The following is an 18,606-nucleotide window of genomic DNA, read 5'->3' as shown; positions in this document are numbered from 1 at the left end:
GAAGGCTCACTGGATTATTGATACTGACCCACGCTCTCGACCGCTGCCTTTTTCATGCGCAACTCAGCCACTTTACGAGCGAACTCTTCCTGCATGAGGTCGGCATTCACCCTAAGACCCATGCCGAGTCCGTCGGCGGCGGCCATGATGACCTGAGCCATGGGGTTGGCGACATTTCCTGCAAGCCAGAGCCCCGGCACCTCGGTCTGGCCTCCATCGTCGACGGGTACGTGCCGGCCGATGCCCGAGACGTGCTCCTGCGTCACCAGCCCAAGAGATTTCACGCAGGAGACATCGACGTCGAAGTTCGGCGTAATGACCAACGCGTCGATCTCACGTTGCGTTCTGTCGCTGAGTTCAACGCCCTGCACGGAGCCCGCCTCGCCGAGCACAGCGGTAACCGCCGCCTCCACGACTTCCACACCCAGCGCTTCCAGCTGTTCCAGTTCCTCGGCAGCAAGCACCTTGTTCGGGTCCTTGAACAGGGTGACATGATTGGACCACTGGGTGAACATCGGTGCCTGATGCATCGCCATGGCGCTGTCGACAACGCCGAGGCGCAGGTCCTTGACCTCCCAGCCGTGGCAGTACGGGCAGTGCAGCACGTCATTGCCCCAGTGTTCGGCTAGGCCGGCGATGTCGGGCAACTGGTCTTTCAGTCCGGTGGCAAGAATGAGTCGGCGCGCCGAGACCTCCGTGCCATTGCCAAGTGTGATGGTGAATCCGGCGTCGCTGCGGCGGCTGTCCAATGCGCGGGTGTTGATCACCTCGACGCCGTACTTGACGAGTTCTGCGCGCCCTTCCTTGAGCAGTTCCAGTGGGTTCATCCCGTCGCGGGAGAGGAAGTTGTGCATGGCGGCCGCCGGTGCGTTGCGTGGTTCGCCCGCGTCGATGACAACGACCGAACGCCTCGACCTTCCCAGCGCTGCTGCGGCACTGAGCCCAGCGGCCCCGCCACCAATGATTGCCACGTCGTAGTTCTTTGTCTGCATTTCCATATGTTTTGCTCCAAGTCGAGTTGTTCGCCGCGCTTTGTGCCGACGCTAGTTTGAGATGATGATCTTGCCGCTGGGCCATGGTCCGGAGGGGCTTCAGGCATTCGAGCTTGTGATTCCGCCGGGAGGCTATCCGAGAATGGGGATCTTAGAACCCAACGAGGGCTACGGGTGGCTGTACGTACTTAAGGGCAGGATCCGCCTCTGCCTCGGCGAGCACGACATCGTGATGCCTGCCGGGCCCTTGCGGCGCGAGGAGCTTAGCGCCCCGGACGTGCGGCCCACACGGTGCGGCTTCCGCGCATCGACAGGTCCGTGCGTCTGGTCAGGGACTGCGGGCCGTGGGGATCAAGCAACTGGTCGATGGTGGCAAGGTCCTCCGCTGACAGGGGGTCTCCCAGGCTGGTGCGCATCCTGGAGAGGAACGTCTGGGCGTTGTGCGCAATCAGTTCCCGGTTTTCATCCGTGGCGTAAGTAAAGGTGCGCTGTTCGGCGATCTCCATTCCAGCTTCCCGGATGGCCGGGGCCCAATCCGGGTGTGCGTTCCAGCCAGCAAGCGCCACAGCATCGTGGAGGCGCTGTTCGAGCCCCGGGGCGCCGAATCCAAGGTCATCGGGCAGGTGGCGCGGCAAAGTATCCATTTCCACGACCACCAGCAGGCCCCCCGGTGCCAGCGTTTTGCCGATCTGGCTCAAGATGTTGGCCGGGTCGCCCATGTGGTGCATTGAGGATGCCGCCCAAATCAGGTCGATGTCGGCAAGTTCGGGCCATGTGGCATCGAGGTCCACTTGAAGGGTGGAAACCCGGTCCGACAGCTGGTTTTTCTCAACCGCCGAGGCCAGGTGGGCGAGCATGAACTCGGACTGATCGACTGCCACGACGCTGGCCTGGGGAAAGGTTCGCGTCAGGCCGAGGGTTCCGGTGCCCGTTCCCGCGCCCAGGTCCACAATGGTGCCCGGAGCCGGCTGGTGTTTGGCGGTCCAATCGAAGATTTCCTGCAGATGCTCATGTAGCAGCAGTGCATCGAGGTCCAGCGTTTCGGCCAGGCCCGGTTCGTGCGACTGCTGGGCCTCGTTGTGCCGGCCCTGCTGGTGACCGTGGTGGTGTCCGCGTGAATGCTCACTTGTCATGGATCAAGCGTAACCAGGTAATGCTTCAGTGGCATATACTCTTGCGTATGACGCAAGAACTTTCTATGGATACTGTAATTCGCCAACGCATCAAGGGCTTGCGACTGGCCAAGGGCTGGTCTCTGGACGCCCTTGCCGCACGCTGCTTCCTAAGTCCATCCACGCTGAGCCGCATTGAAACAGGCCACCGCAGGATTGCCCTGGACCAGCTGGTACCTCTGGCCAAGGCGCTTGGCACCACACTTGACCAGCTGGTCGAGCCCACATCGGACGAGGACGTCGTCATCCGCCCCGAGCCCGAACACCAACAAGGGTTGACCAGCTGGCTGCTCTCACGCGAGCACTCGGCGAACGGCACCACCGTGGCCAAGATGCGCATCACGCCCGAACGCTCCATGGCCGACATCGACCGGAGCGTGCATCCAGGCCGCGAGTGGTTCACGGTTTTGTCGGGAACCGTCAGCCTGCTGCTCGGGGACCGCACCATTCTGGTGCACGAGGGGCAGGCCGCGGAGTTCTCCACCATGGTCCCGCACCATGTTGCTGCCCACGACGGGCCGGTGGAGATCCTGAGCATCTTCGACCACGGCGGAGAACGCGCACATCTTCACCCTCCGGAGCGATTGAGCTAAGAATGCCTGTCGACTCCCGCGAGACGAATGGCCTGGGAGGGACATGACCTGAGGGAATCGACATCGAGACAGTGCTTTCCGCACCGGCGCGGGATATCGGAGGCCCTAGCTGGAAAGCGTCATGAATACATGCCTGCCGGGGTTCACGGCGGTATCCCTTTTGCAGCGGCGCCCCCCTGCGGCTAATGTCGCAGCGAAGACTTCTGCCACCGTCCGCCGGATCTTCCCCGGACGGACACGGAAGAGCTGCGCAGGCGACTTTGGACACCTAATGCAGTCGCCTTCGGAAAACGACATCGTGAGAGTTCGTCCACGTCCGGCGATACTCGTAACTATGTCTCGAAACCTTCTTAGTGAATCGGTGTGTTCACCGTTAGTTACGAGACACGTCGGAGCGGTCAGGAGCTGGGTGGCGCCTAAAGTCTCGAGGTGTTCCGGAAGAGGAGCCCGAGCGGTACGATTTTGGACCGCCATGCTCAGGACATTGCAGGATCCGCGGCCAAGCTCGCTGCAGAGTTGATGCTTGCTAAGGATGTTTAGGGCAGACTGGTGCCGTGAGCGGAATCCCCTGGATACTGCACGTCGATCTCGACCAGTTCATCGCTGCGGTCGAGGTACTCCGGCGGCCGGAGCTTGCGGGCAAGCCGATCATTGTCGGAGGCCGGGGCGACCCCACGGAACGAGCCGTGGTGTCGACCGCATCCTACGAAGCCAGGGCGTTCGGCGTCGGCTCCGGAATGCCCCTACGCATCGCGGCCCGGAAAGTGCCCGACGCTGTGATCCTGCCGGTCGATCAGGTGGCTTACCTCGCGGCGTCTGAAGTGGTGATGGCTACCCTGCGCGCGCAGTCCGGAGCCATCGTGCAGGTGTTGGGTTGGGATGAAGCTTTTGTCGGCACAGAGACAGAAGACCCGGAGGCCTACGCCCGCCAAGTTCAGGCCGCTGTCTTCGAGCGGACGCAGCTGCATTGCAGCGTGGGCATCGGCGACACCCTGGTCCGGGCCAAGGTCGCCACCGGTTTCGGCAAGCCTGCTGGCGTCTTTCGCCTCACTGCCGTGAACTGGCTCGACGTCATGGGCAGCCGGCCCACCAAGGACCTGTGGGGTGTTGGACCCAAAGTGTCGGGCCGGCTGGCCAAACTAGGCATCAACACAGTCGCCGAGCTCGCCGCGGCCGACCCCCAGGACCTGGTCCCGGAGTTCGGCCCCAAGATGGGTCCTTGGTACGCGGAGCTCGGACGCGGGGACGGCGCCAACGTTGTGGACGACACCCCGTGGGTCGCCCGTGGGCACAGCCGGGAAACAACCTTCCAGCGCGACCTGACCGAGCCCGCCCAGGTGGACGAGGCCGTAAGGGAGCTGACGGTACGAGTCCTCGAGGATGTTATGGCCGAAGGACGGCCGGTGATTGGGCTGACCCTCAAGGTCCGGTACGCGCCGTTCTTCACCAAGACCCACGCGAAGAAGATTCCCGAGACATTCGACAAGAACGAAATCCTCGCGCGGGCCCTGGACCTAGCAGCCGTAATCGAACCGGGCCGGCCGATCCGGCTCCTGGGCCTGCGCGCCGAAATGACGATGCCCGACGACGCCCGCAAGGGACATACGCCGACGCGTGGCGGCTGGTGAAGTTACAGGACAAACTGGGCTATGAGTTGCGAGAGTCCCTGTACATTGACGTTTCCCTTGAACTCGAGGCGGATCTTGCCGAGGCCGCTGAACCACAGGTCAAGCTCGCCGTCGAGGTCGAACGTGCCGGCTGTTTCCACGGAGAACGCCTGGACCTTTGAGTAGGGCAGCGATGTGAAATCGCGCTTCTTGCCCGTGATGCCCTGGATATTAACCGTGATCAGGCGCTTGTCGGTGAAGACCACGAAGTCGCGGATCCCGCGGAAAGCGGCAATCGCGTTTTCTCCCTGGACGAGCAGCGGCTCGATGTCGCCGAAAATATCCTGGACGTTGGCCGGTTGGAGTTTGAAGAGCGAGCCGTTGGCGAAGTCGATCATGAGGTTTCTCCCGTAGGTAATTACTTGCTAGCAGGGTGTGTAGGTCTTACCGCCCGGGGCGTAGCAGCGGGGGCCGGTGTATCCGGGGTAGGGATCCTGCTGGGCAGGAGCCGGAGCCGGCGCGACATTATGCTGTTTCGGTGCTTCGTAAGCCGGTGCAGGCGGTGCGGCGCGTCGAGCAGCTTCCGCTTCGGCGGCAGCCCGCGCGGCAGCCTCTGCCTCCGCAGCCGCGCGTGCGGCGGCTTCCTCGGCTGCCTGTGCCGCAGCTTTTTCCGCCCGTTCTTCAGCGCGGCGTTTCTCCTCTGCCAGCCGTTTCTTCTCGGCAGCCTTGGCCTTGGCGGCAGCAGCCTTCCGCTTCTCCTCCGCCTTGACGTCGGCGGCGCGCCCCTCAAGTGCCTTGTGCTGTGTCTCGGCAGTTGTGAGGGAGCGTCCCAGCTTCTTCTCGGAGTCGGCGGCAGCCGCTGCGCCGAGAGCTGCGACCACCACCGCGGCCTTCGCGTCGTTGAAGAGGTCCTTTACTGCTGAAGCCGCGGCAATGGTCGTTCCGAGTGCGGCTGCCGCCGCCGCAATCTCGGCCGACGTCGCCGCGGTCCCCGGCTCCACCGGTGCGGCAAGCGCAGCGATCTGCGCTTCCGCGAGGACCGCAGGGCTGCAGGCGAGCCCTTCCTGGAACAGCCCGGCCTTGTTCTGCGCCGCCTCGTCTTGGGCCGCCTTGACGTCGTCGTAGTACTTGTCGTTGGCGCCGAACGTTACGGCCGTGCCGAGTCCGACGCGGGCGATCGAGGCGTTCACCAGTTCGTCGCCGACAAATGCTGCTGCCAGGACACGGTCGAATTTGTCCGTCTTCTCCTCGTCGAAGCGCAGCGTGACGGTTGATCCCGGCGGCAGCTTGTTCTGCAGGAACTCCGTGGCCTCCGGACCTTGGCACTCCACAATCTTGTTCGGGTGCTTCGTTTCCGGAGTGTCGATATTCAGCAGGCGGACCATTTTCGTGGCTCCGCCGTACTGCGCTTCGAACGTGTCGCCGTCGACGACGCGGACCACTTCCGCCTCCACGGAATCGTCCGGCGAACAGGCCGAAAGGCTCATGACGGCCAGGGCTCCGACGACGGCAAAAGCCGGAAACGAGCGAAGGCGCGCGGATAGAAGGCGCCCTGATAGACGTGCCATTGTTATTTCCCCCAACAACGAATTTACTGGCGGCTCGAGCGGCCGGGCCAGAACTTGATTGTACCTTTAAGCTTTCGCGGCACCAAGGGGTACAGGTGGTCTGTTCCGGGCACGGGCCGCTACCGCAGCGGCGGCAGCGACCGCTCCAGCAGCCCGAGCAGTTCGCGCACGCCTTCGGGCTGGCCCAGCCGCTCCGTGTCCAGGATCAGCGAGCGGGAGAAGTACGGGCTCATGTCCAGTCCGAGGCCGACGCCGAAGACGTTGACCGCGCCGACGTCCTCCAGTTCCCGGACCACGCTGGCGAGGTGCTGCTGCAGGTAGTGTTCGTCGTTGGCCAGTGCGGTGGCGCCGTCGGCCGGGCTGCCATCGGAGAGGACAATCAGGATCCGACGCTCTTCCGTCCGGTCGGCCAGCCGGCGCGCGGCCCACTGGACCGCCTCGCCGTCGATCCCTTCCCGGTACAGGGTGGTCTTCAAAAGTGCCGCGATGCCGGGCCGGGCCTTGCGCCAGTTGGTGTCCGCGTCCTTGAAGACGAGGTGGTTGACCTCGTTGAGCCGGCCCGGGCGGCGCGGGGAGCGGGCACGCTTCCAGTCGCGCGCGGCCTTCCCGCCGTTCCACGCCCCGGTGGTGAACCCAAGCACCTCGCTGGCCACCCCGATCCGCTCCAACGCGCGCAGGAAAACGTCCACGTAGGCCGCGATGCCCTCGCCGTGCTGCTTCATGGAGCCCGAGCAGTCGATGAGGAAACTGACCACGGTGGCGGGCCTGGCCTCATGCCGCTCGGTCTGGAAGAGGCGGCGTTCGGCGGGGGAGCAGACCAGCTGGCTGAGCCGGGCACCGTCGATCATTCCTTCTTCCTGCCCGCTGTTCCAACCCGACGTCACCGGCACGCACAGCAAGGGCTCGAGCCGCCGCGCCAGCAGCGCCACGTTCACGCCGCTGTCCGCGATCCGCTTGTCCAGCCGGCGCCGGTAGTCATGCAGGAGCTCGGGCCGTACCAGCGAGGCGGCGCGCTGGATCCGGTCATAGGCGGTGGTGAAGGCGCGGTAGGCCCCGCCGTCGTCCGCCAGCGTGGGGCTGGCCCCCGAGGCCGCGGTCTCGGGCAGCCAGGCATCCTCTTCCGCATCCACCAGCAGGCTGAACTGCTCGCGGGTCTTGCGCGCGGAGCGTTCGGCGCCGCCGTCGTTGTCCGCCTGCGCGGAGTCGGCCAGGGATTCAATAACGACGGCGATCGCCAGCGCCGGCTCGGCGTAGTCCGCCTGGCGGGTGCGCGTCCGCCGCAGCAGGGCCAGGTCGGGGCCGAGCAGGGCCGAAAGCCTGCCGCGGGTCTGCTCGATCAGGTCCTCGGTCTCGGCGACCACCGGCTCGCCGGTCACGCGGGACCGGCAGACCTGGGCCGTCGTGTAGAGCAGCAGGCCGAGGGACGTCTCGGTCAGGCCGGAGCGGTGGAACTGGGTGGACCAGGCCTCGTGGCGCAGGCGCAGGTTGCGCACCACCCCGGGCTGGTTGGCCAGGGACTCCGTCCGGAACTGCTCGAGCAGCTCGAACACCAGCCGGGCCGTCTGGCCGGCAGGGCGCAGCCGGGCGTGGAGCACGGGGTCGGAGTGAAGCAGCCGCAGGGCCATCCCGTCCGCGGCGCCGCGGAAGGAACCGAAGCCGTCGGACGAATGGTCAGGGTAGAGGTGCGGCGCGTTCAGCGGGAGCACGCTGCGGCCCCGGTAGAGGTGGTCGCCGCGGAAGTCCAAGGCCTGGTCCGCGGCCAGCGCGCGGATGCTGGCCGCGCAGAGCTGCCGGATCTGCTGCTGCCGGCGCCGGGCAGCGGTATCTGCCGTCACTGTGCGATCTGCCATCACCGTGCGGCCTGCGGTCGCCGTGCGATCAGCCGTCACCATACGGTTAGGCGTACGCGGGGGCGAGCTCAAAGGATTCCTCGAGCTCGGCGTCGAAGCAGCGCTGGAAGTATTCGGCCACCACGGTCCGCTCCGACTCGTCGCACTTGTTGACGAAGGAGAGCCGGAAGGCCAGTGCCGGGTCGCGGAAGACCGCCACATTCTCGGCCCAGCTGATCACAGTGCGCGGGGACATCAGCGTGGACACGTCGCCGGCCAGGAAGCCCTGCCGGGTCAGGTTGGCCACTTCCACCATCGACGACACCAGCGCCGTGCCGGGTCCGTCCGCCAGGGAAGGAACCCGTGCCTGGACAATGGCGATCTCCTCCGCGGCGGGGAGGTAGTTCAGCGAGGCCACGATGTTCCAGCGGTCCATCTGCGCGTGGTTGAGCCGCTGGACCCCGTGGTACATCCCGTTCAGGTTGCCCAGCCCCACCGTGTTGGAGGTGGCGAAGAGCCGGAAGCCGGGGTGCGGGCGCAGCACGCGGTTCTGGTCGGTCAGCGTGAAGGAGCCGTCGCGCTCGAGCAATCGCTGGATGACGAACATGACGTCCGGCCGTCCGGCGTCGTACTCATCGAAGATCAGGGCCATGGGCTGTTGCAGGGCCCACGGCACCACGCCCTCCTGGAAGCGGGTGACCTGCCGGCCGTCCTCGATCACCACGGTGTCCTTGCCCACCAGGTCCAGCCGGCTGATGTGGCCGTCCAGGTTCACCCGGATGCACGGCCAGTTCAGCCGGGCGGCCACCTGCTCGATGTGCGTGGACTTCCCGGTGCCGTGCAGCCCCTGGAGCAGCACCCGCCGGTTGTGCGCGAAGCCGGCCAGCAGGGCGAGCGTCACGTCATGGTTGAAGCGGTAGGCCGGATCGAGCTCCGGCACGTGCTCGTTGGGCTCGGGGAACATCGGCACCATAAGGCCGCTGTCGATGCCGAAGGCGTCGCGGGCCGAGACCATCAGGCCGGGGCGGAACTCCATGCTCATCCTCCTGCCAGTGAGAGGGCGAGGGAGGGCCCATCGGACATTTGCTGTTCTTCGATCCGGCCCAGCGTTTCGGCCGCGGCGCGCAGCGAGGGGAGCAGGCGGACCAGGTCCTCCGAGGACATCCGGACAATGGGCGCCTGGACCGCCACGCACATGTTGGAGCGGGTGGTGGTGTTGGGCACGAGGACGGCGATGCACACCAGCCCGTCGAGGAATTCCTCGCGGTCCAGCGCGTAGCCGTCCAGCCGGATCTGCCGCAGCTCTTCCTCCAGCAGCGCAGGATTGGTCTGCGTATGCCGGGTGAAAACCTTCAGCGGCTGCATCGCGATCACCCGCTCGCGCTGGGCGGGGCCGAACTGGGAGAGGATCATCTTGCCGCTGGCCGAGCAGTGCACCGGCACGCGGGAACCCGGGCCCAGATGGATGCGCAGCGGCTCCGTGGTTTCCACCCGGTCCAGGTAGATCACCTCATTGCCGGAGAGCGCAGTGATGTTGCAGCTTTCGCCGATCTCGTCCACCAGGCTCTTCAGCACCGCGTGCCGGGAGCCATGCCGGGTGTCGTTGAGCAGCACGTCCTCGGCCATCCGCCGCATCCGCGCGCCGGTGCCGTAGTGCTTGCCGTCGCTCTGGCGCATCAGCAAGTCCGCGCCCTCCAGCTGCTGCAGCATGCGGTGCAGGGTGGGCTTCGGGATGCCGGTCTGGTCCACCAGGGACTGCAGGGTGAAGAGCTGGTCGCGCGTGGTGATGAACTCCAGCAGGGCGAACAGCCGCAGTGCCGGCGTCTCGCCCTGGACGCTGCCTACCGGACCGAGGTCCGGCTCCGTCAAGCCTTCCATGATGCCTCCTTGCCGAGAAAATGTTCCGCTGTTTCAAAAAATAGTATCACTGGGAAGAAAAAACGGAATATGTGTTGACCGATGTGATCCAGACCGCATATGTTGGTGCCAGTCCCGTTTTCGGGAGCAATCCGAATCATTTTTTGGAACTTCTTATCGCCCAGCGCGGCGGCACGATTCAAAGGAGAGTTGTTATGAGCGAGCAGAACACGGGCCGGGAGGTCGTCCAGGGCGTCCAGAAGATGACCCCGTCGGAGGCCTTCGTCGAGACCATGGTCTCCAACGATGTCACGGACATTTTCGGCATTATGGGCTCGGCCTTCATGGACGCCATGGACATCTTCGCCCCCGCCGGCATCCGGCTGGTCCCTGTAGTCCACGAGCAGGGCGCCGCCCACATGGCTGACGGCTACGCCCGGGCCAGCGGCCGCCACGGCGTGGTGATCGGCCAGAACGGCCCCGGCATCAGCAACTGCGTGACCGGCATCGCCGCCGCCTACTGGGCGCACAGCCCGGTGGTCATCGTGACCCCGGAGGCGGGCACCAACGGCATCGGCCTCGGCGGCTTCCAGGAAGCCAACCAGCTGCCCATGTTCCAGGAGTTCACCAAGTACCAGGGCCACGTGGTCAACCCCGCCCGCATGGCCGAGTTCACCGCCCGCTGCTTCGACCGCGCCATGAGCGAGAACGGCCCCACCCAGCTGAACATCCCGCGCGACTACTTCTACGGCGAGATCACCACCGAAATCGCCAAGCCCCGCCGGGTGGACCGCGGCGCCGGCGGCAAGGAAAGCCTGGAGGCGGCGGCCGAGCTGATCGCCACGGCCAAGGCCCCGGTCATCGTCTCCGGCGGCGGCGTGGTCATGGCCGACGGCGTCGAGGAGTGCAAGGCGCTCGCCGAACGCCTCGGCGCCCCGGTGGTCAATAGCTACCAGCACAACGATTCCTTCCCCGCCAGCCACCCCCTGTGGTGCGGCCCGCTGGGTTACCAAGGATCCAAGGCGGGCATGAAGCTCATCTCGGAGGCCGACGTCGTTATCGCCCTCGGCACCCGGCTGGGCCCGTTCGGCACGCTGCCGCAGTACGGGCAGGCCTACTGGCCCGAGAACGCGAAGATCATCCAAGTGGACGCGGACCACACCATGCTCGGCCTGGTCAAGAAAATCGACGTCGGCATCTGCGGCGATGCGAAGGCCGTCGCCACCGAACTCACCCAGCTCCTCGCCGACCGCACGCTGACCAGCGACGCCACCAAGGCAGAGCGCGCCGCGCGGATCAAGGCGGAGAAGGACGCGTGGGAGCAGGAACTCAGCGCCTGGACGCACGAGCAGGACGAGTACAGCCTGGACGTCATCGAGGAGGCCAAGCACGAGGAGGGCAACTGGCTGCACCCGCGCCAGGTCCTGCGCGAGTTGGAGCTGGCCATGCCGGAGGATGTCATGATCTCCACCGACATCGGCAACATCAACTCGGTGGCACACAGCTACCTGCGCTTCGAGAAGCCACGCAGCTTCTTCGCCCCGATGAGCTTCGGCAACTGCGGCTACGCCCTGCCCACCATCATCGGTGCCAAGGCCGCCGCCCCGGAGCGTCCCGCCGTGGCCTACGCCGGCGACGGTGCCTGGGCCATGAGCATGGGCGAGGTCCTCACCGCCGTCCGGCACAACATCCCGGTCACCGCCATCGTCTTCCGCAACCGCCAGTGGGGCGCGGAGAAGAAGAACCAGGTGGAGTTCTACAACCGCCGCTTCGTTGCCGGCGAGCTCGATAACGACGGCGAAAGCTTCGCCGAGATGGCCCGCTCCATGGGTGCCGAGGGCATCGTGGTGGACCAGCTGGAGAACGTTGGCGCCGCGCTGAAGGACGCCCTGAACGCCCAAATGAACGACGGCGTCACCACGGTCATCGAGGTCATGTGCACCCGCGAACTGGGCGACCCGTTCCGCCGCGACGCCCTGAAGAAGCCGGTCCGCATGCTCGAGAAGTACAAGGACTACGTCTAAACCGGGCAACGGTTCGAAGCCAACGGCTCGAATCAGCTCCACCTAGCAGGACAGGCAGGCCGGTGCCCCGTGGGGGTGGCACCGGCCTGCCGCACACAAAAACAGGATTGGCACCAACTGAAGCACTGATCGGAGAACACAATGGGTAACTCGAAGGCGCCTGAGCAAGTAGTGGTGGTAGGCGCGGGCATGGTGGGACTCTCCACCGCCTGGTACCTGCAGGAACGCGGCGTGCAGGTCACGGTGGTCGACAAGGAAGGCGTCGCCTCCGGATCCTCCTGGGGCAACGCCGGCTGGCTGACCCCCGCGCTGACCCTGCCCCTGAGCGAACCGGCGGTCCTGAGCTACGGGCTCAAGGCCATGCTCGATCCGTCCTCCCCGCTCTACATCCCGCTCTCCGCCAACCCGCAGCTGCTGCGCTTCCTGATCGGCTTCGCCCGCCACTGCACCCCCGGGAAATGGCGCGAGGCCATGGAAGTCTTCACCGAGGTCAACCGCATCGGCATGGACGCCTACGACGAACTCGCCGAAGGCGGCAACCTCCTCAACACTTCCCAGCAAACAACGACGACGGCGGCCGGCACCACTGGCGACAGCGCAGCCTCCGGCACCACAACCACCACCCGCGCCGGGACCACGACCCTGACCGCCGCGGCCCCAACCTCCAACGGCGCAGTCGGCGAGCCTACCAGGGTGGCCGACCCGTTCCTCGCCGGCTTCGTCTCGCACAAGCACCGCGACGCCCTGGTCCACGAGTTCGACGCGGTGCGCCGCGCCGGCGGCACCGTGGACTACAACCTGGTGGACGGCGACGAGCTCCGCGCCCTCGAACCGACACTGGGTTCCGGTGTCCGGGCCGGCGTGCAGATCCGCGACCAGCGCTTCATCAACCCGCCGAAGTTCATGGAGTCCCTCGCCGAGTCAGTCAAGGCCCGCGGCGCCGAAATCATCAGCGGCTTCGACGTCGTGGACATCCGGGACGACGGCACCGGCGTCCGCGTGATCGCCGCGGACAGCCGCCTGCTCCAGGCCGACAACGTGGTGATCGCCAGCGGTGCTTGGATGGGCAAGCTCGCCCGCCGGTTCGGTGTCAAGCGGGTCGTGCAGGCCGGCCGCGGCTACAGCTTCACCGTGGTTCCAGAGGTCATGCCCACCCACCCTATCTACTTCCCGGCGCAGCGTGTCGCCTGTACCCCGCTCGGGGATCGCTTCCGCGTGGCCGGCATGATGGAATTCCGCGACGCAGACGCACCGCTGGACCCGCGCCGGATCAAGGCCATCATCGACGCGGCTACGCCGATGTTCAAGGGCATCGCCTGGCAGGACCGCAAGGAGGAATGGGTCGGCTCCCGCCCCTGCACCACGGACGGCCTACCGCTGATCGGCGCCACCAAGTCCTCCCGTGTCCACGTGGCCGGCGGCCACGGCATGTGGGGCGTCGCCCTCGGCCCGCTCACCGGCAAAATGCTCGCCGCCTCCATGACCGGCGACAGCACCCCCACCGTCATGCGCCGCTTCGACCCCCTCCGCTGACCAACCCTGTACTGCCCGTGACGCTGGCGACTGGGCCCCCATTCCCCGGACCAGTCGCCAGCGTCGCCCTATGCCCCTCGCCTCGCGTGCCGTGGTTGCCGGCGGCCTCGTCTACGCCACTGTCATTCCCCGCCGCGAGGACGGCAGCATCGAGACCGGCAACGTCAATGACCAGACGGAGCAGATCTTCGCCAACCTGGACGCGGTTCTGACCCAGGCCGGATCCTCGATGGATCGTCTGGTCCATCTCACGATTTACTTGACCGACATCGCGGATCGCGTGGCTTTCAACCAATTTTATGAACGCACTGTTCCGCGGCCCTTTCCCTCACGATGCGCCGTTCAGGTTTCCGCCCTCGCGGTCGAAGGGATGAGGGTAGAAGTAACAGCCGTCGGCGCTGTATAAGTCTTCGCGCGCCGACATTCCTTGGAACCAGAGCCAGCACCTTGTCGCCGCCGCACACTAACTGGGCATCCGTTGCCCCTTCCAGAAGGTCTACCTCTCCGCAGTCATCCACGAAGCGTCTACTGGTGTCATATGCGCCGTTATCGGTACCTGGCCGTGTAGTCAGACTGGGCGGGGGAGTGATTCCCCCAGCGTTCGCAGCAGCGGTTGGACGCGGTAGGGAATGTGATCGCGAGGGAGAGGGATGTTGCGGTGCGGTTACACCGCGGATCCGCAGGATCGCCCGCAGCACGCCATGCAGGTCGCGGGTTTCCCGGGCATACCCACTTCGGTCGTCATACCGTACCTTCCTGTGAAGACCGAACGTCGCCCGATGAAAAGGACGCGACCGGGTAGAGGCCCCACCTGCTGACGGTGCGGGCCCCTGCCGTACGTCGACACCCCGCTAGACGGAGGTTTTCAAACGAGGCAACGTATCCGCATACGCGGAGGTTATCTATGAGTCAACAGTGACCTATTGACGGAAGTTGTGTGATGCGCATAACATCTTCCTAAACGTTTATTGCTAAACGTTTAGGGACGCCTTCAATCTAGGAGATGTCCCTCATAGACCTACATGCGAGGAGATCAAGAAGGTGCCCAAGAAGCCGACCTTGGTGGACGTCAGCGCCGCTTCAGGCTTGTCCGTCTATACCGTCTCGCGCGCCCTCAACAACGCCGGTGGCGTCTCCAAAGCCAGCCGGGAGGCAGTTCTTCGCACCGCCCGGGAAATGGGGTATGTGCCCAACCGAGCGGCCCAACAGCTGCGCAGGAACACCTCTGCATCGGTCACCGTGATGACGGCCAGCACCTCGAATTACTATTACATCGACATGATGAGTGGTGTCCAGCAGGTCCTGCGGGCATCGGGGCGGAGCGCGGTGGTGGCTGACCTCGCTACGGACGGCGTCTATTCAGCTGAGGCCGAGAACGCTATTGTGCAGGACATCATCCAGGCGCGAACCGCGGGAGTCGTCTCCACGCTGATTCTTAGCCTCGATAACGTCCGGCTGCTTGAGAGCTGGGGAATTCCTGTGGTCTTTGTGGATTCAAGCCCGCCGAAAGGCGTTCGGGATGCAGCCAGTGTGACGACGGACAACTACGCCGCGAGCCTGGCTGTAGGCAACCACCTCGGAGAGCACGGCTATGAGGACTGGGCGCTGCTTATGTATCCATCCCGCTGGTCAACCAGGGCGGAGCGTCAACGCGGCATCACCGCGGCAGCCGCCAACACCGGTGCACGACTAACGGTTATCGAGTGCGAAAACGATCCTGACTCGGCCGCCCGCGCACTTTCCGCCCATCTGGCGGCCAACGGTTCGAAACCACCACGCGCCGTGATCGCCGGAAACAATCCACTTCTCCGCGGCGCCTTGGACGTCCTACATGGCCACGGCATCCGGGTCCCGGACGAAGTTGCGCTGGTGGCTTTCGACGAATTCCCTTGGGCCCCATTCGTGAATCCACCGATGACTGTCCTCAATGAGGACAGCAAACATATCGGCGAAATTGCCGCCACCATTTTGACCCGCCTTATCGACGAACAGGCCGAGACCGCGGGGAACGGGGAAGCCACACCGCGGTACCGCCCGGAGGACCGCCGTGAGGTTGGTTCCAACCTGATCATTCGAAGGTCCTGTGGCTGTGTACCCCTCAATTTAGAACAATCCGATAAAGGAGCCCTATGAATACCATCCGGTACCGCTCCATCGCGGCCACCGTGAGCGTGGCTGCCACCCTCGGCATGGTTGGGTGCACGTCGGCACCAACCGAAGCCGCCCCTCCGCCCGAATCCATCGAGTCCATGGCCCTGATGGTGCAGGACCTATCCAATCCCTTCTTCGCCGCCATGGTGAAGGGCGCCGAAGAAGCCGCGGAAGAACTCGACGCCACCCTCAACGTGCAGGATGCACGCCTGGACCTGGCTAATCAAAGCACACAGATCGACGCCTTCATCCAGGGCGGTGTGGACCTCATTGTCATCAGCGCTGTCCACCAGGCGGGTATTGCACCAGCTATTGAACGTGCGAAGCAAGCGGGCGTCATCGTCATCGCGGTGGATACTCCAGCCAGATGAACGACCCCTCCGCACTTGGCGCGGTACTCGCCGTTGAACAGGCCGGCCTCAGCGAGCAGATCATCATCACCGGTGTAGACGGCAGCCCGGCCGCCGTCGATGAACTCAAGCGCGAGGGTTCACCGTTTGTTGCGACCGCCACCCAAGACCCAGCCGAGATGGTCCGGCAGGGCGTCGAAGCCGCGCAAACCATTCTTCGGGGTGAGGAGCTGGAGGAAACCACCATCCTCATTCCCAGCGAGCTGGTGACCCGCGAAAACGTGGACGAATACGAGGGATGGTAATGCACCGACAATCCTGCCCTCCCGGTACTAACGAAAGACGGCGCCATGACAACTAATCCTCAACCGCTGTTGAAGGTCGACGGCGTCACCAAACGTTACGGGGCCACGCTGGCTCTTAACTCGGTGCACTTCGACCTATATGCGGGCGAAATTCACGCCCTCATGGGTGAGAACGGCGCCGGCAAATCAACGCTGATGAAGATCCTCGCCGGAAACGAGCATCGTGATGCCGGGCGCATCCTGCTCGACGGCCAGGAGATTGAGATTCGTTCTCCGCAGGAGGCAAGGGCGCACGGGATTGCGATAATCCACCAGGAGCTGAACACGGTACCCACCATGACCGTGGCCGAAAACCTCGCGCTGGGGCGGGAGCCCAAGGGGCAGTTCGGCGTTCTGGACCGGCGGGCCATGACCCGGGCCGCCCGGGAAAAGCTTCAACGCATCGGTTCCCAGATCGACCCACGCCGTCCGCTCGGTGACCTCACTGTCGGCCTGCAGCAGATGGTGGAGATCGCCCGCGCAATCAGCGAGGAAGCTCGAATTCTCGTCCTTGACGAACCCACCGCCGCTTTGTCACGGGGTGAAGCCGTTTCGCTCTACCGCATCCTCAATGAGATGAGGAGTGCCGGAGTCGGGCTCATCTACATCTCCCACCGGATGGAGGAAGTGTGGGACCTGGCCGATCGCGTAACGGTACTGCGTGATGGAACCTACGTGGACACCAAGCAGAAGAGTGATATCAGACCGCCTGATGTAGTGCGCATGATGGTGGGCCGGTCCGTGGATGACCTCTATCACCATGAGCAGCGTACTCCCGGTGAAGTTGTCCTGGATGTCCGCGATCTCAGTGGTGCGGAGGTGGGCCCGGCCAGTCTGCAGGTCCGCGGCGGTGAAGTTGTGTGTCTTGCCGGTCTGATCGGCTCCGGCCGCACCGAACTTGCCCGCCTCATCTTCGGCGCGGACAAGTCCGAGTCAGGGGAGGTGCTCATCAACGGAGCCGCTGCCAACTCGGCCTCACCCCGGGCCGGCATTGCCGCCGGTATCGCAATGGTGCCGGAGAGCCGAAAGGAGCAGGCACTCTTTCTTGAACACACGGTCGAAGACAACATCGCTATCAGCTCCCTGGACCGTCACTCCCGCCTTGGCGTGCTGGACCGGCCCGGTATCCGGCAGTCGGTGAAGAAAGGCATGGAGCGCCTCCGGCTGAGACTCAATGCCGCTCAGTTACCCGTCAGCGCGCTCTCCGGAGGCAACCAGCAAAAGGCGGCGCTGGCCCGCTGGCTCATGCGTGAGTCTGAGGTGCTGATCCTGGATGAGCCTACGCGAGGGGTCGATATTGGGGCGAAGAGCGAAATCTACCAGCTCATTAATGAACTCGCCTCCCGGGGCAAGGCCATCCTAGTGGTCTCATCAGACCTCCCGGAGGCCATCGGCATAAGCGACCGCATCCTGGTCATGCGCGCCGGCCGGGTGGTGGCGGAGATGGCCGCGGACTCCGCGACAGAAGAGGATGTTATGTTCCACGCCACCGGCACGGCGGCCACAGACAACGAAGGATCACGATGACCGAGAACACGCAGTCCGACCGCGCCGCGACGCCGGTCGCCACCGAAGACCATGACCGGCAACCGTTCGACTTTGCACGATGGTGGGACCGGGTAGGAATCCTGGCAGTCCTGCTTATCCTGGTTGTGCTCATGATCATCATCGCGCCGAACTTTGCGTCGATTGACAACATTCTGAACATCGCGCGCTCCATTTCGGTGACGGCCATTTTGGCTGCCGGCATGACCTTCGTCATTCTGACCGCCGGGATCGACCTGTCGGTCGGCTCGATAGTCGCCGTATCAGGGGTGGCCAGCGTACTCGTGGCGCTGAATGGCGTGCCCGCCCCGTTCGCGATTCTTCTTGGAGTACTCGCAGGAGCCGCCGCCGGTGCGATCAATGGGTTCTTCGTGGCCTACATGTCCCTGGCCGCCTTCATCGTGACACTCGCAACCATGATCTTCCATCGGGGCCTTGCCTACACCATGACCGGCGGTGTGCCGGTCGTGGATAATGCGTTGAACTTCCGTGACTTCGGTAACGGTTATGTTCTGGGCATACCAGTACCGGTCATCGTGATGGTGGTTGTGTACGTAGTGGGATGGTTTGTCCTTGAGCGGACCCGGTACGGACGCCATGTGTACGCCGTAGGAGGTAACCCCGAGGCAGCGAGACTGGCAGGCGTCAACGTCAAAGGCGTCCTCTTGTCGGTTTACGTCATCGCCGGAGCCTGCTCGGGACTGGCCGGTGTCATCTTTTCGGCCCGCGTTGTCTCCGCACAACCCACCGCGGGAACAGGCTACGAACTGACCGCCATTGCCGCGGTGGTTCTCGGCGGCACGAGCCTGATGGGTGGACGTGGACGAATCATCGGTACGCTCATCGGTTCAGTCATTCTCGGCGTCCTTACCACTGGACTGATCCTGATGAACGTTCCGTTCTTCACCCAACTCCTCATCCAGGGCATCGTCATCATCCTGGCGGTTTCAATCGACAGCCTGAAGCAGCGCCCGCTCCGGTTACGCCGATCCGTACGGAGGAGGGGTGACGTCGGTGGACAACCCATTACCACGTCCTGAA

The 18,606-nt window shown here is 64.6% G+C and carries 17 protein-coding genes; 10 read left to right on the top strand and 7 right to left on the bottom strand.

The genetic code is table 11. The annotated features are described in order from the left end of the window. Positions 1 to 14: 14 nt before the first annotated feature. Positions 15 to 998, bottom strand: coding sequence for an NAD(P)/FAD-dependent oxidoreductase (locus B0G38_RS00135; protein WP_264667552.1), 984 nt, complete (start codon positions 996 to 998; stop codon positions 15 to 17). Positions 999 to 1,255: 257 nt separating this feature from the next. Further along, positions 1,256 to 2,125, bottom strand: coding sequence for a class I SAM-dependent methyltransferase (locus tag B0G38_RS00130; protein WP_264667551.1), 870 nt, complete (start codon positions 2,123 to 2,125; stop codon positions 1,256 to 1,258). Positions 2,126 to 2,190: 65 nt separating this feature from the next. On the opposite strand from B0G38_RS00130, the gene B0G38_RS00125 reads away from it, so the two are divergent. Next, positions 2,191 to 2,757 carry a helix-turn-helix domain-containing protein gene (locus tag B0G38_RS00125; RefSeq protein WP_264667550.1) on the top strand — a complete coding sequence of 189 codons (567 nt, stop codon included), beginning with the start codon at positions 2,191 to 2,193 and terminating at the stop codon, positions 2,755 to 2,757. 554 nt (positions 2,758 to 3,311) lie between these two features. Next, positions 3,312 to 4,385 carry a DNA polymerase IV gene (locus tag B0G38_RS00120; RefSeq protein ID WP_461610090.1) on the top strand — a complete coding sequence of 358 codons (1,074 nt, stop codon included), beginning with the start codon at positions 3,312 to 3,314 and terminating at the stop codon, positions 4,383 to 4,385. A 2-nt stretch (positions 4,386 to 4,387) separates the two neighbouring features. Here the strand turns inward: B0G38_RS00120 and B0G38_RS00115 are convergent, their stop codons facing one another. From B0G38_RS00115 to B0G38_RS00095, 5 genes are all read right to left on the bottom strand, one after another. Then, entirely contained in the window at positions 4,388 to 4,762 is a 375-nt protein-coding gene (locus B0G38_RS00115) for a PH domain-containing protein (RefSeq protein WP_264667549.1), read from the bottom strand. A gap of 27 nt (positions 4,763 to 4,789) precedes the next feature. Then, complete coding sequence (locus B0G38_RS00110) at positions 4,790 to 5,851, bottom strand: thermonuclease family protein (protein ID WP_264667548.1); 1,062 nt, start codon at positions 5,849 to 5,851, stop codon at positions 4,790 to 4,792. 200 nt (positions 5,852 to 6,051) lie between these two features. Continuing rightward, a complete protein-coding gene (locus tag B0G38_RS00105; RefSeq protein WP_264667547.1) occupies positions 6,052 to 7,767 on the bottom strand; it encodes a cobaltochelatase CobT-related protein in 1,716 nt (571 codons plus the stop codon). 61 nt (positions 7,768 to 7,828) lie between these two features. Further along, on the bottom strand, positions 7,829 to 8,797 hold the full coding sequence (locus tag B0G38_RS00100; protein WP_264667546.1) for an AAA family ATPase: 969 nt from the start codon (positions 8,795 to 8,797) through the stop codon (positions 7,829 to 7,831). Between the two features lie 2 nt (positions 8,798 to 8,799). Continuing rightward, positions 8,800 to 9,639, bottom strand: a complete 840-nt coding sequence (locus tag B0G38_RS00095; RefSeq protein ID WP_264667545.1) for an IclR family transcriptional regulator — start codon at positions 9,637 to 9,639, stop codon at positions 8,800 to 8,802. 194 nt (positions 9,640 to 9,833) lie between these two features. On the opposite strand from B0G38_RS00095, the gene xsc reads away from it, so the two are divergent. From xsc to B0G38_RS00055, 8 genes are all read left to right on the top strand, one after another. Continuing rightward, positions 9,834 to 11,642, top strand: coding sequence for a sulfoacetaldehyde acetyltransferase (xsc, locus tag B0G38_RS00090; RefSeq protein ID WP_264667544.1), 1,809 nt, complete (start codon positions 9,834 to 9,836; stop codon positions 11,640 to 11,642). A 141-nt stretch (positions 11,643 to 11,783) separates the two neighbouring features. Then, positions 11,784 to 13,175, top strand: coding sequence for an NAD(P)/FAD-dependent oxidoreductase (locus B0G38_RS00085; RefSeq protein WP_264667543.1), 1,392 nt, complete (start codon positions 11,784 to 11,786; stop codon positions 13,173 to 13,175). 70 nt (positions 13,176 to 13,245) lie between these two features. Continuing rightward, a complete protein-coding gene (locus B0G38_RS00080) occupies positions 13,246 to 13,581 on the top strand; it encodes a RidA family protein (protein ID WP_264667542.1) in 336 nt (111 codons plus the stop codon). Positions 13,582 to 14,216: 635 nt separating this feature from the next. Then, positions 14,217 to 15,308, top strand: coding sequence for a LacI family DNA-binding transcriptional regulator (locus B0G38_RS00075; protein WP_264667541.1), 1,092 nt, complete (start codon positions 14,217 to 14,219; stop codon positions 15,306 to 15,308). Beyond that, positions 15,305 to 15,697: a substrate-binding domain-containing protein gene (locus B0G38_RS00070; RefSeq protein WP_264667540.1), complete on the top strand. Its 393-nt coding sequence runs from the start codon at positions 15,305 to 15,307 to the stop codon at positions 15,695 to 15,697. The genes B0G38_RS00075 and B0G38_RS00070 overlap by 4 nt, the downstream gene beginning before the upstream one ends. Beyond that, positions 15,694 to 15,981 (top strand): substrate-binding domain-containing protein, encoded by a 288-nt coding sequence (locus B0G38_RS00065; RefSeq protein WP_264667539.1) that lies wholly within the window; start codon positions 15,694 to 15,696, stop codon positions 15,979 to 15,981. Before B0G38_RS00070 ends, B0G38_RS00065 begins: the two co-directional genes overlap by 4 nt. A 45-nt stretch (positions 15,982 to 16,026) precedes the next feature. Continuing rightward, positions 16,027 to 17,547 (top strand): sugar ABC transporter ATP-binding protein, encoded by a 1,521-nt coding sequence (locus tag B0G38_RS00060; RefSeq protein WP_264667538.1) that lies wholly within the window; start codon positions 16,027 to 16,029, stop codon positions 17,545 to 17,547. Then, positions 17,544 to 18,605, top strand: a complete 1,062-nt coding sequence (locus tag B0G38_RS00055; RefSeq protein WP_264667537.1) for an ABC transporter permease — start codon at positions 17,544 to 17,546, stop codon at positions 18,603 to 18,605. The genes B0G38_RS00060 and B0G38_RS00055 overlap by 4 nt, the downstream gene beginning before the upstream one ends. Position 18,606 lies beyond the last annotated feature (1 nt).

Source organism: Crystallibacter permensis, from assembly GCF_025960875.1.
GTDB lineage: Bacteria > Actinomycetota > Actinomycetes > Actinomycetales > Micrococcaceae > Crystallibacter > Crystallibacter permensis.
The sequence above is the reverse complement of the archived record's forward strand: the minus strand, read 5'-3'. Positions and strand labels throughout refer to the sequence as shown.

Bases quoted from the DNA above. Each gene is read 5' to 3' on its own strand.
- B0G38_RS00135 (WP_264667552.1), bottom strand. From the start codon at position 998: ATGGAAATGCAGACAAAGAACTACGACGTGGCAATCATTGGTGGCGGG.
- B0G38_RS00130 (WP_264667551.1), bottom strand. From the start codon at position 2,125: ATGACAAGTGAGCATTCACGCGGACACCACCACGGTCACCAGCAGGGC.
- B0G38_RS00125 (WP_264667550.1), top strand. From the start codon at position 2,191: ATGGATACTGTAATTCGCCAACGCATCAAGGGCTTGCGACTGGCCAAG.
- B0G38_RS00115 (WP_264667549.1), bottom strand. From the start codon at position 4,762: ATGATCGACTTCGCCAACGGCTCGCTCTTCAAACTCCAACCGGCCAAC.
- B0G38_RS00110 (WP_264667548.1), bottom strand. From the start codon at position 5,851: ATGAGCCTTTCGGCCTGTTCGCCGGACGATTCCGTGGAGGCGGAAGTG.
- B0G38_RS00100 (WP_264667546.1), bottom strand. From the start codon at position 8,797: ATGGAGTTCCGCCCCGGCCTGATGGTCTCGGCCCGCGACGCCTTCGGC.
- B0G38_RS00095 (WP_264667545.1), bottom strand. From the start codon at position 9,639: ATGGAAGGCTTGACGGAGCCGGACCTCGGTCCGGTAGGCAGCGTCCAG.
- xsc (WP_264667544.1), top strand. From the start codon at position 9,834: ATGAGCGAGCAGAACACGGGCCGGGAGGTCGTCCAGGGCGTCCAGAAG.
- B0G38_RS00085 (WP_264667543.1), top strand. From the start codon at position 11,784: ATGGGTAACTCGAAGGCGCCTGAGCAAGTAGTGGTGGTAGGCGCGGGC.
- B0G38_RS00080 (WP_264667542.1), top strand. From the start codon at position 13,246: ATGCCCCTCGCCTCGCGTGCCGTGGTTGCCGGCGGCCTCGTCTACGCC.
- B0G38_RS00070 (WP_264667540.1), top strand. From the start codon at position 15,305: ATGAATACCATCCGGTACCGCTCCATCGCGGCCACCGTGAGCGTGGCT.
- B0G38_RS00065 (WP_264667539.1), top strand. From the start codon at position 15,694: ATGAACGACCCCTCCGCACTTGGCGCGGTACTCGCCGTTGAACAGGCC.
- B0G38_RS00060 (WP_264667538.1), top strand. From the start codon at position 16,027: ATGACAACTAATCCTCAACCGCTGTTGAAGGTCGACGGCGTCACCAAA.
- B0G38_RS00055 (WP_264667537.1), top strand. From the start codon at position 17,544: ATGACCGAGAACACGCAGTCCGACCGCGCCGCGACGCCGGTCGCCACC.